The sequence below is a fragment of the Belliella marina genome (assembly GCF_042682445.1).
Taxonomy (GTDB): domain Bacteria; phylum Bacteroidota; class Bacteroidia; order Cytophagales; family Cyclobacteriaceae; genus Belliella; species Belliella marina.
Genome location: NZ_JBHUHR010000027.1, coordinates 155328 through 173476 on the forward strand (window position 1 = coordinate 155328; position 18149 = coordinate 173476).

At 40.8% G+C, this 18149-nt stretch carries 14 protein-coding genes; 8 read left to right on the forward strand and 6 right to left on the reverse strand.

Annotation, left to right across the window (positions count from 1 at the left end):
• Positions 1-40 precede the first annotated feature (40 nt).
• The 8 genes from ACFSKL_RS10375 (at position 41) to ACFSKL_RS10410 (ending at position 6230) form a co-directional block, all read left to right on the forward strand.
• Positions 41-742 (forward strand): formylglycine-generating enzyme family protein, encoded by a 702-nt coding sequence (locus ACFSKL_RS10375; RefSeq protein ID WP_376885984.1) that lies wholly within the window; start codon positions 41-43, stop codon positions 740-742.
• A gap of 305 nt (positions 743-1047) precedes the next feature.
• Positions 1048-1539, forward strand: coding sequence for an RNA polymerase sigma factor (locus tag ACFSKL_RS10380; RefSeq protein ID WP_376885986.1), 492 nt, complete (start codon positions 1048-1050; stop codon positions 1537-1539).
• Between the two features lie 2 nt (positions 1540-1541).
• On the forward strand, positions 1542-2144 hold the full coding sequence (locus ACFSKL_RS10385) for a hypothetical protein (protein WP_376885989.1): 603 nt from the start codon (positions 1542-1544) through the stop codon (positions 2142-2144).
• Positions 2145-2275: 131 nt separating this feature from the next.
• Complete coding sequence (locus ACFSKL_RS10390) at positions 2276-3670, forward strand: alpha/beta hydrolase family protein (RefSeq protein WP_376885990.1); 1395 nt, start codon at positions 2276-2278, stop codon at positions 3668-3670.
• An 8-nt stretch (positions 3671-3678) separates the two neighbouring features.
• Entirely contained in the window at positions 3679-4044 is a 366-nt protein-coding gene (locus ACFSKL_RS10395) for a cupin domain-containing protein (protein ID WP_376885992.1), read from the forward strand.
• 552 nt (positions 4045-4596) lie between these two features.
• The gene (locus tag ACFSKL_RS10400) at positions 4597-5409 is read left to right on the forward strand and encodes a DUF6597 domain-containing transcriptional factor (protein WP_376885994.1); all 813 of its coding nucleotides are present in this window, start codon (positions 4597-4599) and stop codon (positions 5407-5409) included.
• Between the two features lie 86 nt (positions 5410-5495).
• Positions 5496-5870 carry a VOC family protein gene (locus ACFSKL_RS10405; protein ID WP_376885995.1) on the forward strand — a complete coding sequence of 125 codons (375 nt, stop codon included), beginning with the start codon at positions 5496-5498 and terminating at the stop codon, positions 5868-5870.
• Between the two features lie 9 nt (positions 5871-5879).
• Positions 5880-6230, forward strand: coding sequence for a TfoX/Sxy family protein (locus tag ACFSKL_RS10410; RefSeq protein WP_376885997.1), 351 nt, complete (start codon positions 5880-5882; stop codon positions 6228-6230).
• Positions 6231-6371: 141 nt separating this feature from the next.
• Here the strand turns inward: ACFSKL_RS10410 and ACFSKL_RS10415 are convergent, their stop codons facing one another.
• The 6 genes from ACFSKL_RS10415 to ACFSKL_RS10440 all read right to left on the reverse strand — a co-directional run bounded on the left by ACFSKL_RS10415 (position 6372) and on the right by ACFSKL_RS10440 (position 17928).
• Positions 6372-7262 (reverse strand): glycoside hydrolase family 16 protein, encoded by an 891-nt coding sequence (locus ACFSKL_RS10415; RefSeq protein ID WP_376885999.1) that lies wholly within the window; start codon positions 7260-7262, stop codon positions 6372-6374.
• A 15-nt stretch (positions 7263-7277) separates the two neighbouring features.
• The gene (locus tag ACFSKL_RS10420; protein WP_376886000.1) at positions 7278-8432 is read right to left on the reverse strand and encodes a glycoside hydrolase family 43 protein; all 1155 of its coding nucleotides are present in this window, start codon (positions 8430-8432) and stop codon (positions 7278-7280) included.
• 14 nt (positions 8433-8446) lie between these two features.
• Complete coding sequence (locus ACFSKL_RS10425; protein ID WP_376886002.1) at positions 8447-10114, reverse strand: RagB/SusD family nutrient uptake outer membrane protein; 1668 nt, start codon at positions 10112-10114, stop codon at positions 8447-8449.
• A 26-nt stretch (positions 10115-10140) separates the two neighbouring features.
• Positions 10141-13017, reverse strand: coding sequence for a SusC/RagA family TonB-linked outer membrane protein (locus ACFSKL_RS10430; protein ID WP_376886004.1), 2877 nt, complete (start codon positions 13015-13017; stop codon positions 10141-10143).
• Between the two features lie 81 nt (positions 13018-13098).
• A complete protein-coding gene (locus ACFSKL_RS10435) occupies positions 13099-14832 on the reverse strand; it encodes a RagB/SusD family nutrient uptake outer membrane protein (RefSeq protein WP_376886007.1) in 1734 nt (577 codons plus the stop codon).
• An 18-nt stretch (positions 14833-14850) separates the two neighbouring features.
• Positions 14851-17928 (reverse strand): SusC/RagA family TonB-linked outer membrane protein, encoded by a 3078-nt coding sequence (locus tag ACFSKL_RS10440; protein WP_376886009.1) that lies wholly within the window; start codon positions 17926-17928, stop codon positions 14851-14853.
• Positions 17929-18149 lie beyond the last annotated feature (221 nt).

The following is an 18149-nucleotide window of genomic DNA, read 5'->3' on the forward strand; positions in this document are numbered from 1 at the left end:
TGTTTTTGTTTATGTTAGTCAGAGTTTTAAAAAAAACAACGTGAAAACGATAAAAGAAAACATAGATAAGAAAGCAATTGACGGGTTGTTTGTGACCATTCCGACAGGAGCGATTGGTATGAGAGATGACCGAACCAAAGAAACTTGGTCGGTTGAAATAAACTCCTTTGAACTTTCTAAATTCCCAATAACACAGGAAATATATAGAGCATTGACAGACGAAAACCCTTCGACATTCAAAGGAGACAAATTGCCAGTTGAAAATGTTTCTTGGATTGATGCGGTGAATTTTTGCAATGGACTATCTGATTCTTTGGGAAAAGATAAATGCTATGCAATTGACTTAGCAACTGAAAAAGTAACGTTAAATTCAAAAGCAAATGGATTTCGATTGCCAACAGAAGCAGAATGGCAGTATGCTTGTCAAGCGGGGGTCAAAGACATTAGATACGGAGAATTGAATAAAATTGCTTGGTTTAAAGATAATTCCAATAATCAAACTCAAAAAGTTGGACAAAAGAAACCTAACGAATGGGGACTTTATGATATGTTGGGAAATGTTTGGGAATGGTGTTCAGACATATATGACGAAACTGTTTACGGAACTTACCGTGTTTTCCGTGGTGGCGGTTGGTGTGACCATGAAAGGAGTGTAATGGCAACAAATCGAAGAAGAAGTCATCCTTTTTCGTTCAAAATAGATGATTTGGGATTCAGAATTGCAAGGAACGTGAATGGATAAAAACAACAGTTAACAACACCTAAGAATACCCTAACCTTACTTTGAATGGGTGGTCAAGATGGTTCGGGATATACATATCTATTAAAAACATTCACTTTCAGAACTAACGGAGGGTACCAATTCTGGAAATCTAAAATAAAGATAGAGGCCTGCAAGGTGCAGATTTTCAATAGGGTAGTGTTAGATTGATCAGGGTTGCTGAAACCTCTAATGCATGTCTGGCTCCTTCATTAAGAAAAATAAATTCTACTAATTTGTGATTTTTTGGAAACTTCAAATACTAATTGGTTGAAGTTTGATTTTCGATGGATAAAAAAAGCCGATTCATACAAGTAGTAAAACAGAATGAAGGACTGATTTTTAAAGTAGCGATGCTTTATACCAACAGTCTTCACGACAGGGAGGACCTGTATCAGGAAATTGTCTTCCAACTTTGGAAGTCCTTTGACTCCTTCAGCGAACAGTCCAAGCTAAGCACTTGGATGTACCGGGTGGCCATGAACACGGCCATTTACAGTCTGAAAAGCACCAAGAAGCAAGTGGACACCGTCCCCATTGATTTGGAGACCATGCGGTTTGCCGATGTATCAGACAAGTTGGAGGAGGAAAGACTTAAGCTACTTTATGAGCATATCCAACTGCTAAATCTGCTGGAAAAAGGCATCATCCTGCTTTTTTTAGAAGGAAAGAGCCACCTGGAAATCGCTGAAATCATAGGTATAACGACCAGTAATGTAGGAACCAAGATTTCAAGAATCAAAGAGAAACTGAAATCACAGATCACTAAAACGCACTAATCATGGAACTGGAAGAAATGAAAAACACTTGGCAAGAAATGAGTAAGAGATTGGAAAAACAAGAAATTCTGACGCATCAAGTCATCGAAAAAATGACAAAAGAAAGGTATGTCAATAAATTCAGCAAACTACAAATTTATGAAACTATAGGTTCTGTAATATGCTATGGCAGTGCTATATTTTTAATTGTCAATTTTGAAAAACTAGATTCTTGGTATTTAATATTATTCGGGATAATCACCTTGCTGTTATTACTAGTCTTGCCAGCATTAACGTTGAGAAAAATCAGCAACATGAAAAAAATAAATATCGCCAATAGTAGCTATAAAGATGTTTTGGTTAAATTTCAAAAAGCTAAAAAATCATTGTTTTTTACTCAGAAAATAACACTTTATCTAAGTATGGTTTTGGCAATTATGATCTTACCTGTCACTTCTAAAATAATTAAAAATAAAGATCTTTTTGAGGCAGAGCATATTGACAATCTTTGGATTTATATTCCTATACTTTTAATCTTCTTGTTCTTTCTTTCAAGATGGGTATTCAAAGGCTACAAAAATGTCACAAATTCTGCAGAGAATATTTTAAAAGAAATAGATAGTTAACTGCGATTTGGTTAAAATCGGAACAAATGCTTTCCAACATCAACAGCTAATACCCCACAAACAGATTAGAATTTTCAAATCGGCTGAAACTATCAGTTACAGGATAGCTATGCCCAAAAAACCATAGAGTTATGAAAAAAATTGTAACAATCTTATGCTTTGCATTGATCTCTTTCACAGCATTTTCTCAGGAGATTGAGGGAATCTGGAATGGAAACCTGGAAGTACAGCCAGAAAGAAAAATACTGTTTATTTTTCAGATTTCCAGAACTGGTGAAGTACTGAAAACAGAGATTGCCATACCAAGCCAAGGAGTGAAAGACCTTGTGGCTAAATCTACCACTTTTGAAAATGGCGACTTCTTGATAGATGCTTCTAATCTGGGGTTCAAGTATAGCGGAAAATGGAATGTCTCCTCAGGTACAATTGAGGGCACTTTCCAAGAAGGAGTTAATAAAGTTCCTTTGATACTCACTAAAGAAACCATTGAGGAAGTCAAGCTGAACAGACCCCAAGAACCTGTAAAACCTTACCCCTACAGGGAGGAAGATGTGAAGTTTAATAATCAAAAAAGCAATGTTACGCTTGCGGGCACATTGACCCTTCCCATAAAAACGGACAAAAAACCACCAGTGGTCATACTGATTTCGGGCAGTGGACCGCAGGACAGAGACGAATCATTTGCTGCGCACAAACCTTTCTTGGTGCTTTCAGATTACCTCACCCGAAAAGGAATTGCGGTTTTGCGATATGATGACAGGGGCTATGGTGAATCCACAGGTGATTTTTCTGCTGGTACTACTGCCGATTTTGCAGCAGATGTTTTAAGTGCCATTGAATTTTTGAAGAAAAGAACGGATATTGACACCAATAAAATCGGTTTGGTTGGGCATAGCGAAGGGGCCATTATTGCCCCGATGGTAGCCAATCAGTCAAAAGATGTCAATTTCATAGTTATGCTGGCTGGCACCGGTACAACTGGGAAAGAAGTTTCATTACGGCAATCACTAGACTTTCGCAGCTTCCCTGTGGCGGATGAGAAAGCATATGAAGCCTATGTAAAGGAAGCCATCGAAATAGCTTCATCTGATAAGGAAACCACAATTGTAATGAGGGAATTGAAAGAGTTTTATCAAAATTCAGAGATATTGGCATCACTTCTACCGGTCAATGTTGACAGGGATGAATTTATTGAAAATCTGGTAGCAACAAGAACCACTCCCTGGATTAGGTATTTTTACAATTATAATCCAGCCACTGAAATCAAGAAAATTGACATTCCGGCAATGGCATTATATGGCACTAACGACACCCAAGTTCCTCCTAAATATCACTTACAACCTGTGAAAGATGCCTTGGAATCAAGTAGATCAAAAAATCATGAAGTTATTTTATTACAAGGATTGAATCACTTGTTTCAGGAAAGTAAAACAGGACTTGTTTCTGAATATTCCCAAATTGAAGAAACATTTGCTCCTGAAGCGTTGGAAGTAATTAGCAATTGGATTTTAAAACAAACCAAATAGATCGTGCAATGAAAATTAACTTGAAAGAAAAATTTGCCAAAATACAGCATCACTGGCACCCCTACATCATAGGAGAGTTGAATGAAAACTATGTAAAACTAGCCAAGCTTAAAGGAGACTTGGTTTGGCATAGCCATCAGGAAGAAGATGAGATGTTTGTGGTGGTCAGTGGTACCTTGATGATGGATTTTAGAGATGGGAAGACCATAGTCACCAATCCCGGAGAGATATTGATTGTACCAAAGGGCGTAGAACATAGGCCTTGGACTACAAACGGCGAAGAAGTAAAAGTCATGCTTATCGAGCCTAAAACCACTAAGCATACAGGAGACCTTAAAACTCCACAAACGGTAGATCAATTGGATTGGATATAGTGACAAAAGTAAATGTGAAAACTGGCAACATTGTATAATAGCAATAACGGGTGATGCCCGAACCGAAAGTTTCCTGCAATATTGTATCTTAGAAGCCGTTTGAAAGTCCATTGCTTTCAAACGGCTACTGCTTTATACTTGACCGTCCCATATATTGATACATAAGATCGTTAAATACAACCAAGAAAATGATAAATCTATTTCAACCTGGGACTTGAAGCTGTTAGATGCACCAACCGATTTTCAGTTAATGTTGGAATCTGATTTAAATAATAATTATCCAGATGTCTGGGCAATTACCGAATAGTCGGCTCAGTCAATAAAAACACCCATTTACTGCGTTAAATTTTTGAGCGATAGCTTAGGCTATTCCTCAAAAATTTGCCTTGTAACTGGATATTTTTATTGATTTTGACTTTGTGACAACAATCGAACTCAGGTTAATAAAATTAGTCTGCCAACTTCACCTTGGTACAGCCTGTCTGATTCCGGCAGGATGAATCCCGTCAGTGGCCATTCTAAAACAACATTCTGCTATAAAACAACAATCCAATGAAACCAGAAATTTATCAACCAAATAGTGAACTGACAGAATTTGTTAAGTGCTATTGGACATTGGAAGGCGAAAAAGACAGTACACCACAAAAAAACACCATAGTGCCTGATGGGACGATGAAGTTGATTTTTCACTATGGAGACACGTACAAACATCACTCAAACAACGGAGAAATCACAATCTTGCCAAAGTGCTTTTTAATTGGGCAATTGACGAAACCTTATATAGTAGAACCTGTTGGAATAACGGGCTCTTTTATTGTTCGATTTTACCCGAATGGCTTTCTGCCTTTTACGACCATTCCGATTAAGGAAATAGAAAATACGGCTGTCCCATTGGTTAAGCTATTTGGGAAAGACGGAGAAGAAATTGGGAAAAACATTTTAAACGCAAATTCAACTTCGGAGAGAATAAACATCATCGAAGCCTTTTTGTTAAAACGTCTTACAGACAAACAAACAATTGACAACATTGTAAAATCTACGGTTGAGACAATCTTAAATGCTAACGGACAGTTTTCTGTCATTGAACATTCATTGCAAAACAATATCAATCGCAGACAATTGACACGCAAATTTTCTTCAACTATCGGGATAAGCCCCAAACAACTCTCAAAAACAATACGAATCCAAGCCGCTTTAAAGTCATTATTGACAAAAGATGTCGGTAAATTAACCGATTTGGCTTATGAAAATGAATACTTTGACCAAGCTCATTTTATAAAGGATTTTAAAGAGTTTACAGGACTAACACCAAAAGAATTCTATGGTGACGATTTAAAAATGTCCTTGATTTTTGACAAAGATTGACCTTGTCCCATTTTTACAATTTTGCCGTTTTAAGTTGTTGTTGCTTTGTAGAGCAATTTTGCAACAGCACATAAATTTATAATAAAATGGCAGATGTAAATCCAGTTGGTTGGTTTGACCTCAATGTAGCAAGCTTAGACCGTGCAAAAAGATTCTATGAAACAGTTTTTGATGTAAAACTGACTGACCTTCCCATTGAATGGGGTAAACAATCCTTTTTTCCTTCCAATCCCAAGAGCCCAAACATTTCGGGGGCATTGGTGGAAAAAGCAGATTTTGCCCCAAGCAACAACAATACGGTTATATATTTTGAAACCGAAGACTGCCTTGCAGAAGAGCAAAGAATTGAGAAGGCAGGTGGAAAAGTTGTGCAACCTAAATTACATATTGGCGATTTCGGCTATGTTTCGATTTTCATTGACACAGAAGGCAATACCGTAGGGTTGCACTCACGAAAATAATAATGGACTATGCCATATGATATAGGTCTTGCAGACAGCGTCCGTGAGTATCTTTCCGAAATTCCAAATATAGAGGTTGAAGAAAAAGAAATGTTCTCAGTTCTCAACTTTATGGTTAATGGAAAAACCTGCGTCTGCGTTAGTGAAGAGAAATTGATGTTACGGTTTGATCCCAATCGTCAAGAAGAACTTTACGAATGGAGGGGATACGAAACAATGTTAATGAAAGGCAAGGAGTATAAAGGGTATTGCTACATAAATCCAGAAGGGTATAGGGACAAAAAAGACTTTGACTACTTACTGAATATTTGTCTTGACTATAACAAAGTCTCAAAAAAATCAAAGAAAAGAACCCGCTAACAGTGGTTCTGCGTAAAGAGGACAAACGTGCTTGATGGCACGCTTGCCCTTTATGTATTTAGATAATAGCGCTTATTCAATTATTGAAAATCGCATAATAACAGATGGATTTGATGGGATTATATAATTCACAATCCTTAATCATTCAGAATCTACTTGCTGATACACCCTTACATAATCTACTTCGTATGTCTTTGGAAATGCTGTTTCTGTGGGATCACCCCCATTTCCACCTATTGCCAAGTTGAGTAAAATATAGTGGGGTTGATGAAAAGGGTTGAAACCATCAGGATTTAAGGTAAGACTCAAGTCAATTTCGTTGAGCAATTCACCATCCAACGATAGTCTGATGTTTTCTGGAGTCCATTCCATCACCCAAGTATGGAATTTTTCAGGCCAATGGGCATCTTTTTCCAAGAAATCCCTGAATGGGATTTTAGCTTCATCCCATGCTGCCCGTTTGCTTTCATGCGCCCATGCCGCATTGGCCAAAATCGTGCCTTCTCCCTTCACCCTGTAATATTCCATGATGTCAACCTCCCCATTTGCTGGCCAGCCCTTGTCCACCCCCAGTGTCCATATTGCCGGCCACATACCCATAGCGGTATCAATCTTTGCCTTTACCTCAATAATCCCATATTGGAAAGTCTGTTTTCCCGCTGTGTTGATACTGGACGAAGAATACAATCCATATTCCCTGCTCTTTTTCCAATCCTTGCTTTGGGGATCATAGTTGGGATTTGGGATGCTATCCCTTCTGCCTTCAATCACCAATACCCCATCTTTGATATTGGCATTATCCTGTTGGTACCATTGTAGCTCATGGTTGCGGACAAAACCACTTTCAAACGACCAATCATCCGGGTTAGGTTTGCCTTCAGTGTCAAATTCATCTTGCCAAACGAGTTCATACCCAGGGTATGGGGAAGTGTTTTTACTGGTTTTTTCGATTTTTGTATCGCAAGAATACAGAAAAAGCACACTTAAAAAACCAAGAACAATAATATCATCATATTTTGTTGATAAATTCATTTTATGATATTTAGATTAGTCGAAAATTTCAATACTCCAAGTGTCCTTCCAATGCAATACAGGCCTTCCATCTTCAAACATGATAGGTAGCCAAACATATCTTCCATCAATTGCATTTTGCGGTCTCCACCTGTCGGCCATAAAAATAAAAGCACCTTCCTTGCCCTGCACGGGAAGTATGTAAGTGCTTTGGGAATCAAAAGTAATATCAGCATCCTTTCCCTGTGCGGGATTCCCCAAAGACTCCCAAGGCCCCATGATATCATCAGCCACAAAGGAACGGGCAGCATTGGGATCCCACCCGGTACATCCCGAGGTAATCATGTAGTAGCGTCCGTCTTTTTTGAATATTGCAGGGGCTTCATTGTGTCCAGCTGGTTCCAGTATTGCCCATTTACCTGTGAAATCAAGATAATCATCAGTCAACTCAGAAATGTGTAGGGTAAGGTTTTCTTCTGCCGAGTGGATATGGTAAGCTTTGCCATCTTCATCAACAAACAATGTCATGTCCCTTGACATTTGCCCTCCTTCAAAATCTCTTCTGACAAACAAGCCTTCACTGACTTCATTCTTCCACTGATCCGTCCATGCTTTTAGGTCCTTTTCCTGAATTGATTTTGTTTTCCATGACTCGGGAAAATCTATAGGCCAGGTTTTGGCATTGGGCCTTAAAGACTTGACAAAGGTAAATGGTCCTGTTGGTGTATCGCTTATTGCCAGGGCGGTCCGGGCAGCTTCATACCCCTTGTCTTTCAACTCCAGATGAAACCACATGACAAATTTACCCGACGATTCATTGTATATGACCTTCGGTCTTTCAATTACGCTGCCTTTTTCAATGTCTGACCCACTACCTTCAGCATCCACAGGGAGCGCTATTCCTTTGTTTTCCCAATTATAAAGATCTGTTGAAGCATAGCAGCCAACACCTACCAGTGCCCTGTTTCCCCCTCTTCCGGCAGTTTTGTGTTCTCCATACCAATAATAGATCCCATCATGGTATAAAAGACCTCCACCATGGGCATTGATATGTGTGCCTTGGTCATCTTTCCATATTTCTCCTGGGGTGAAGCTTTTATATTCTTGTGCATGGCCTATTGATACAGACAGCATCTGTATCAATAGGAATGTAGACAAAAGCTTGAAATGCCTCAATTTACTTTTTTTCATGTTTTTTATTGGTTTTACCATCCTGGGTTTTGTGTCAATGTCCCTCCTGATTTATTGATTTCAACGGCTTGTATTGGATACAGATTCATATGCGGTGCAAAATACCTGGACTCTACTTCCCGCTCATTGTATTCAATATCCCCTCCACTGTTCAATGCAATTGAAACTCCCAAAATGGGCTGATTCAATACCTCGTCAGCAATTCCCCATCTTCTCACGTCCCAGTATCTATGTTCTTCAAATGCCAATTCTACTCTTCTTTCGTTATGGAGACGGTCTCTAAATGCATCTTTACCTTGGACAGCAACAGCAGGCATATTAACTCCCGGCCTGGTCCTTACTTGGTTCAGCGCTTCCCTCGCAGACAAGGGAGTTTGCTCCGAGGTACCATCAGGCCCATAGAGCTCATTCATCGCCTCGGCATAGTTCAACAGAACTTCAGCGTACCTGAAATAAATCCAAGCATGCACACTTGTCCTTCCCTGCAGGATATCCAAACCTTCATCTACATACTTTTTCTGGTAATAGCCAGTCCTTGTAGCTCTGGGTTTTCCTGGGCCATCCATTCCATATCTAAAGGTTTCAACTGCTCTCCCCTTATAGGTTGAGCCATTTGTGACAATGCTCATCATCAGCCGTGGATCTCGGTTGACGTATGGAGCTTGTGGATCATAAGTTGGGTCTTCTGAGATTGCCAGGCCATTGCTTGTCTCATAAGCATTCACCAGATTCTGGCTTGGGTTTGTGCCTCCTACTGCACCTGTAAATCCTATTGGGTACATGGATCTTTCCAGGCTGTTTGCAGCAGGATATCTCCTTGAGAATATAATCTCGGAATTATGGCTACTTCTAAACAGGTCTCTGTAATTTCCAACCAAATTATATTGGCCACTTCCTATAACTTCAAAAGATGCCACCGCTGCTTTCTCCCAAGGCTCTGGATCAGCACCTGTATTGTGTAGGGGGCTTGCTGCATAGAGCCACAGCCTAGACCTTAATGCGTGTGCTGCACCTGTAGTGGCCCTACCCAAAAGCCTGTCACTATCAAAACCCTGCCAGCTTACCCTAAGGTCAACCAAGGCTGTTTGTATTTCATTTTCTATAAAGTTAACACATTCCCCAAAACTTGCCCTTTGAATTCCCTGTGTATCTTCCAGTGTCAGAACCTCTTCGATGATGGGAACTCCCCCGTATCTTTTGATGAGTTCAAAGTAAAAATATGCTTTAAGAAAATGTGCTTCAGCCCTCAACCAACGCAGGTCGTTTACTTGTGTTTGGTATGTTTGCCTGCCCTGATCAGTAATCGTATCCTGAATGATCACCCGTTCATAATCTACAGATTCCTGCAGAAACAAATTTGCTTTTCTGATTCCACTATACAGGTTGTTCCATTGGTCATCTGGGTTTGAGAATGCACCCCAATTTCCCGATGACAATTTTTGCACTGTCCCTATTGCACCGGAATGGACTGCTTCATCAGATGCTGCTGCCAAGGTTCCTCCATCAAATCTGTCAAAACCGTTTGGCAGGTGACTGTAAATACCAATCCCAAAATTCCTGATTGTTGTATAGGTTGAGAACACCTGGTCCTTGGTATAGTTTGTATCCATTCTTCTGTCCAAAAACTCATCCACACATGCGGTAAGACTGAGCATCAACAAGATTGTTATTATTCTATTCATTTTCATGATTTCTCAGGTTAAAAGGGTTAAAACTGTAAGGTCACTCCCATATTGAATGATTTCAAAGGTGGATAGCCACCAAAACTTTCCGGGTCAACCATATCCATACTATCCCAAGTAAAAAGGTTGACGGCATTGACATATAGCCTAAAACTGTCAACTCGGATTTTCTGGGTTAATGTACTTGGCAATGTATAACCCAGCTCTATATTCCTAAGTCGGAACACATTCCCTGACGCCTGCCAAAAAGTGGAAGGCCTAAAGTTATTTTCATTTGGAAGTGTGGAAAGCCTCGGATAAGTGGCATTTTGCTGATTATCCATTGTCCACCTACCCAAAGCATGAGCAGGGATATTGGCATCATTTTGCAATGCCCAGAAATAAGTACCATTCAATGCAACATCCCTTTGTGCCAAACCATAAAATAGGAGATCAAGATCGAAACCTTTAAAAGCACCACCTAAATTGATCCCATAATTAACTTGGGGCTGCCATGGTTTTCCAATCGCTGTCTCATCATTTTGATCGATCACTCCATCATTGTTCAGGTCTTTGTATTTGATATCCCCGGGCTGTACTGGTCCAAAGGATGAATTGACAACTCCCGATACAAGCGACCCGTCAGGCTGAAAATCCTCTGGCATATAGAACCCGTCTGCTACCCAACCAAAAGGTTGACCGATTGGATGTCCAGTTCGTTGCATGTAGGATTCGGGGTAATCAATCTCCTGCATGGCGATGATTTTGTTTTTGGCAAAGGAGACATTTCCTCCCAAATGATATCTGAATTCCCCAATTTCGTTGGAGTAATTCAACTCCAGTTCAACACCTCTGTTGTTTACTTTACCAAAGTTTAGGTGCGGGGCGACTACACCCAAGTAGCCTGGGTAGATTTGGGCACCGTTGATCAAGATGTCTGTTCGAGAATTGTAAAAAGCATCAAACCTAAAATCCAAGTGACCCAGAACCTGTCCCTGGAAACCAAAGTTTGTTTTAAAATCCTTCTCCCAGCTAATATTGGTATTGGCGAGTGAACCTTCCATAATGATTCCATTCGAAGTATTCTCAGCCCCCAAGCGATAATCTCCCGAATAGTAGAAATCCTGGGCATAGGCAAACCTGCTTCCCCCAAATTTATCACTGCCTACCAGTCCCACAGATCCTCTTACTTTAAGATAATCGAAGACTTTTTGTTGAGACATAAAATCTTCCTTGCTCAATATCCATCCTGCCGATACTGCTGGAAACAAACCGAATCGGTTTCCCTCTGGAAAGCGTTCAGATCCACTATAAGCCATGGTAAGTTCAGCAAAATATTTTTCTAGGTAGTTATACGAAAACCTCCCCATTACACTTTGGTTGGCGTAAGGCACATTGTTTCCTCCTACATAGAATGCATCTTGGTGGTACATCATCATGGCTTGAAGTCCATGATCATTTAATTGCTTTTGATAATCCAATGCAAACTGAAGGTTCAATCTATTCCACTGATCATTTCCCCACTCACTGATAGAGAAACCACTGTCCAATCCTCTTTGCAGGTAGGAGTAGGTGCCTTCCTCACTACCAGGAATCAGTTCAAAGAATGCAAGGTTTCTTGTTCTGTTGTAGTTTGCCCTATGGTAATTGTTTATACCGATGGCTTGTGAAAATTTGAGTCCTGGGACAAAATCACTCAAATTTTGGGACAATCTTAAATTGGCCATCAAGTTTCTATCATGGGAAGAAGTATAGCCCCTCCCAAGTACTGCAGCGGCTGGGTTGTTTGGGTAGGCATTGCTTCCTCCCCATGACCCATCTGGATTATATACCGGAAATGCATTGGCGGGATACCTGGCCATGTTTTCCCAGAGTTGAGCTCCGTTGACATTGGGGAAAAACCTATTTTCAATCCTGCCACCAAAATCCAAGGATGCCGCTACTTTATCTGAAATGGCAACATCGATGTTTGAGCGAAAATTCACCCTTTCAAAGTGGGCATTGGAATTGTCTTCCCTTCTTGAATCTGTATTACTGTACAAACCTTCATTTTGTAAATACCCCATCAGAATAAAATAACGTGTTCTTTTATTTCCACCTGAAAAAGTAAGGTTATAATCTTTGATTGGGGCACTGTTCTTCAAGACCTCATCGTACCAATTTACATTGGGGTATAGATAAGGATCCGAGCCGGATTGATACGCTGCTATCTGATCGGCACTATATCGCAAAGGCAGACCATCGTTGGATAGTGCTTCATTATACAGAGATGCATATTGCGAGGCATTCACAAACTCAGGCAAACGGGTAGGCTGTTGGAACCCCGTCCGTGCATCAAAGCGGATACGTGTCTTACCATCATGGCCTCTTTTGGTAGTGACCAAAATCACCCCGTTGGCTCCCCTTACACCATAAATCGCCAATGATGCTGCATCTTTCAATATGGAAACAGACTCTATCTCAAAAGCTGACAATTGGTCAAAGGATGCTTCGAAACCATCTACGATCACCAAAGGAGTGGCATTGTTCAAAGTTCCTAATCCCCTGATCAGCATGCTTGGCTCATCAAAACCCGGCTCTCCAGAGCCATGCATAATGGTAAGACCTGCCAACCTTCCAAACAAAGTATTGCTCAAGGTAGGTACAAAAGTCTTTTGGAGCGCCTCTCCACTTACAGTAGCCATGGATCCTGTAAAATGCGATTGTGCCTGCACCCCATAGCCTATATTCAATGGTTGGTCATTGCTTTCCGAGTTATGGTTTTTGTAATCAATTTGATCTGTTGAGTCAAGTTCAACTGCTATTCTTGGGCCAACACTCTGCCCAATACCTATTGTCACATTTACCAAAACAAAGATGGCAATCAACGCAGCATTCAGCTTTTTAAATTTGGCTATATAATGAATGTGTTTATAAATTTTCATAAGAAGTTATTTCAGAATTTAAAGGAATTGAAAAATGTGACAACCTAAAGGAAGATTGATGCACATTGTTTCCAAACTGCATTACCAACCTGGGTTTTGTTGAATGTACCCCTTGTCGATTTCACCTTGGGGAATCGGATAGATATACATTCTATCCTCCCATACCCTGCTTTCAAAGGGTTCCTTCCTGAAGATCATACTGCCATCTGTCTGCTGATACAATGTCAATCCCCACATCTGCCCCTTCATCACGCCTTCTTCCGAAGCAATTCTCCATCTTCTCACATCGAAAAACCTATGTTCTTCAAATGCCAATTCAATGGCTCTCTCCCTACGGATTTCAGCCCTGAATTTTTCTTGGGTATTGTACCTTGGATCTGATGGATCAATCTCGGGAATCCCCGCTCTTCTTTTGATCCTGTTTATTGCATCAAATGCCGCAGGATCCAAGGGGCTTGCCTCGTTCAAAGCTTCTGCATAGTTCAGATAAATCTCTCCCAGCCTGAAAATGATCCAATGGAATTGACCACCTCCCCAATTTCCTCTCCCCAGAAATTTCTTCATGTAACCTACGCCATTCACAGGAGCATTGTCAGACCAAGTACCATCTGATCTTTGGAAAAAATCACGGGTTCCAATTTCATCATTCCAACGTGACCCTGAATAAAATACAGAATATTGAAAACGAGGCTCCAAAGATTCCATGTTGCTTCTAAAAGTCTCCAAAGACCCTGTTTCTGGCCATTCCAAATCTTCCCCATCTATGGTATGGTAGTTATTGGCATGGTTTAAGGTTACACCGTGGCCATACCAGCCACCATAAATTCCTCTAGGCATTGCAAATTGCTGGAACATTGGGCCATAAGCCCCCCACCAACCGTTGGATTGGTTCATCAGGATAACTTCACTGTTTCCTTGGGTTTCAATTGCGAGGCTATAGTTTGTTTGGGGATCTGTGCTGCTCTCCACAAGACTATAGCCATTTTGTGAGGCCCAGTCCAGCATTTCCCTGCTTGCATTTGCTGCTGTTTGCCACCTATTAATGCTGTAATTTCCGTATCCAGTAAGTTGTTCCTGTCCTGGCAAATAGGGTGTGTCAGTATTGTGTAGTGGACTGGCGGCGTAAAGCAACACCCTAGACTTCAAAGCATGAGCAACACCTTTGGTGACTCTTCCCAGAAACTGGGTTGAATAATTATTGGGAAGTATTTCAATGCCTTGGTTACATAGTTCCACGATGTATTCTACACATTCTTCATAAGTATTTCTTGGCAACATGATCTCACCTGAAGCACTCAAGACTTCTCTGACCAAGGGAACCGCACCATACCTTTTCATCAACTCATGATAGCTGATAGCCATGAGTACTTTCGCCTCAGCCTTCATCTGTTCTTTTTCCGCATTGGGGATATCAGGGACCACATCCACATTTTCAATGAAAATCCACGCATTCCGGATACCTTTATAATGTACCCCAAAATCATTCTCACGATTATCTACTGCACTCCAAACACCCGTGTTATGGTCATTGGATGAGGGCCATGAATCATAGACATCTCCTTCATCACTAGCTGCCATCAACATGGAAGCATACATCCCATTATGCTTACCCCAATCTATCGGAAAGCCCAATGGGACATTTGTCCTGTATGTTTCCCATAGAAAAGACTCTGCCCTGGCCCTTTCAGAAAATATTTCTTCTACCGTCACATCGTTGCTTATAGGTCTTCCTAGAAATTCCTTGTCACAAGAGCATATCAATAAGACAATCGCCAGTGTCAATATGCTATTTTGTATTTTTATATTAAATGTCATTGTTTCTGAATTTAAAGGTTAAAATCTGGCATTCACCCCCATGTTGTAAACCCTCATTTGAGGATAAAAACCTCCCCTTCCTGTAGGGGCTTCCGGATCAAAATTTTTCATCTTGCTCCAAGTCAAAAGGTTGTTTCCATTGACAAAAACCCTGAGGTTTGCCACACCAATGCGACTGAGGAAACTTTTCTGGAAATTGTATGCTACTTCAGCGTTTTTTAACCTCAGATAACTGGCGTCTTGCAACCAAAAATCAGATGGTCTGTAATTGTGTTTGCCTGGTGTAGGTGAAAGCTCTACCCTCGGATAGCTGATGGGAAGACCTGCTTCATACCGCTCGGGGGTCCATCTTTCCAAATGCCTGGTAGTCGCACTTCTCCAATCTGTATCAAAGGCCCAAGCCCCCATCTGGTCAATGTATGCAGATACCTTATCGGCACCCTGAAACAATACCGAAAAATCAAGATTTTTGTATTGGCCACCGAATGAAACCCCATAAATTACCTGTGGAAAACTGGAGTAGCCGATTGGCACTTCATCGTATTGGTCAATGACACCATCACCATTTTGATCAACATACCTGATATCTCCCAATTGCAGTTGTGAGGTGAAGCCTGAATTGTCTGCTGCTGCCAATTCCTCTTGGGTGTTATAAAAGCCATCACTTACCAATCCCCAAAATTGACCTACTTGATGTCCTGTTCTTTGGAGCCATGGATGTGCACGTTGTGGCTCATCCATATAGAGGATTTTGTTCCTTGCCAAGGAGTAATTGGACTTGATCCAATAATTCAATTCCCCTATTTTGTTGTTGTAATTTATCTCCAATTCGAAGCCCCTGTTTTGGACTTCCCCAATATTTACTGGAGGCAGATTGGCCTGTACCAAAGCGGGAACTGTCCCCAGATACCAAAGGATATTGTCTCTGTTTTCGGCAAACACATCAAAATTTATCCTTAGATTATCATCAAAAAAACCTGTTTCTATACCTAGGTTGAACTTTTTGGCTCTTTCCCAGGTCACATTTGGATTACCTACCCTGCCTTCGGAGGATCCTGGATACCATTGATAGTTTTCACCATATTGTCCAAAATGGTAACCTCCTGAATTTGGATAGAATACCGATGGCAAATATAAAAACCTTGCTTGCCCTATTTTGTCATTTCCAACTTCACCATAGGAACCCCTGATTTTCATAAATGACAGAAAACCTACAGATTTCATAAATGCTTCTTCTGTAAGTATCCAACCCAAGGAGAAAGATGGAAAAAAACCAAACCTTTTTCCTTCCGGAAAATTCTCGGAACCATTATAGCCCATATTGAATTCAGAAAGGTATTTTTCTTTGTAGTTGTAGGTAAATCTACTGACCAAGCCTTGATAGCCTATTGGTACATTGTATTCCTGTCCTGGTTTGGTAAACCTTTCCTGCATATACAAACCCATGGCGGTAACTTGGTGAACCCCAAAAGTCCTGTTGTAATCCACTGCTGCCTCTGCATAAATCTTTCTGTTTCTCTCGTAACCCTCACTGAAAGAAAACGGGGCGTCCATTCCTTGTGGCAAGAATACAGGCAATTCAGGGTCTTCTGGATCCCTGACAATTCTGTAACGCATCGTTTCTTTACTCCTTCGGACATTGTGCTGGTAAAAATTATCGTAAGCTACCATTCCCCTAACACTCAGGCCTTCTGTGATAAAACCCAATTTATGTTTTAAGCTGACGTTGGTGTTTAGAGTACTTCCGAAATTCCTTTGATACCCATTGTTTACAATGGCATCCAAAGGGCTTCCCGAACTCGAAGGGAGTCCTTCTACACCAGTAATCAACATGCCATCAATAATGCCTGGATTCATCATTGGGTTGGTGTTGAGCAACCTGAAGAAGATATCTCCAGCACCAATACCAGGAAAGTTGGAATCGGTAAACTGTCCACTCAATTTTACAGAAGCAGAAAAGTCCTTGTTGAAATCTATGTCAAAGTTTGACCTGAAATTATATCTTTTGAATCTGGGATTGGCCGAATAAGCTGTTTGGACATCTTGGACATCATAAGCACCGCTTTGATCAAAATAGCCCAAGGATATAAAGTACCTCGTATTGTCTGTACCTCCGCTAAGATTGAGGTTATGTTGCTGTTGGGCCGAAAAATCCTTTAAAACCAGATCATACCAATTTACATCAGGATGGAAGTAAGGATCATCACCCATACGAAAACGCTCCAATGAAGCATCACTGAAATAGGGAGCCTGTCCGGAATTCACACTTGCTTCATTCCTCAGGGTGGCATAATCATAGCTGTTCAATAACTGTGGCAATGAATTGGGACTCTGTAAACCAAAGTTGGAGGTATAGTTTATTTGTGGTTTCCCCTTTGTTCCAGTCTTGGTTGTGATAAGAATAACCCCATTTGCCCCCCTTACACCAAACACCGCAGTGGCAGATGCATCTTTGAGGATACTTAAAGTTTCTATTTCATGTGGATCTATCTGATTGATATTGTCACGCTGTACACCATCGACCAATATCAGTGGATTTGATTCTGCTCCTGAATTCAGTGTCCCAATACCCCTGATTTTTAAGCTGGATTGATCATAACCTGGCTCACCGCTGGACTGAACGGCAATCAAACCTGGCAATCTACCGACCAAGGCATTGCTGATATTTGCTACAGGAGTTTGGATAAGCTCCTTGTCACCAATCGTAGAGACAGCTCCCGTCATGGTTGCTTTCTTCTGTTCCCCAAAACCAACGACAACAAACTCTTCCAGTCCTTGCATATCCGGTTCCATTTCAATGTTCAAAACAGAACTGTTGCCAACCGGCACCTCTAGAGACTTATAGCCAATGAAGGTAAACACCAATGTTGCATCCGAGGAAGCAGCTATGGAAAAACGGCCATCAATATCGGTCACAGTCCCGCGAGTCGTTCCCTTTATCAGTATATTGACACCAGGCAAACCCACACCATCATCTTGTGCTACAACTGTTCCTTGTCTGGTAGTTTGCTGGGCAAAAACCATTGTTCCAGAAAGCTGCAACAATGAGAAGACAAAGACCAAATGCTTAATCCATAATAGTATTGTTTTGTTCATAAAAGATTTATTTTGGGTAAAACACCAAGAAGATTCAATCGAATCCTACCCAAAAGTCAAAATAATCCTGTCGCTATATCGGGGGGGAATTGAGTAGATGAAGGGGGGTAGTCTGTTTAGTTGCCACTTTATTTGGAAAAAATGCTGTGGTGATTTTCCGACAAAGAATTCTGCACAGGAACTGATTTAAGAAAAGCCGCATCTCTGAGTTTCAAAAAAGA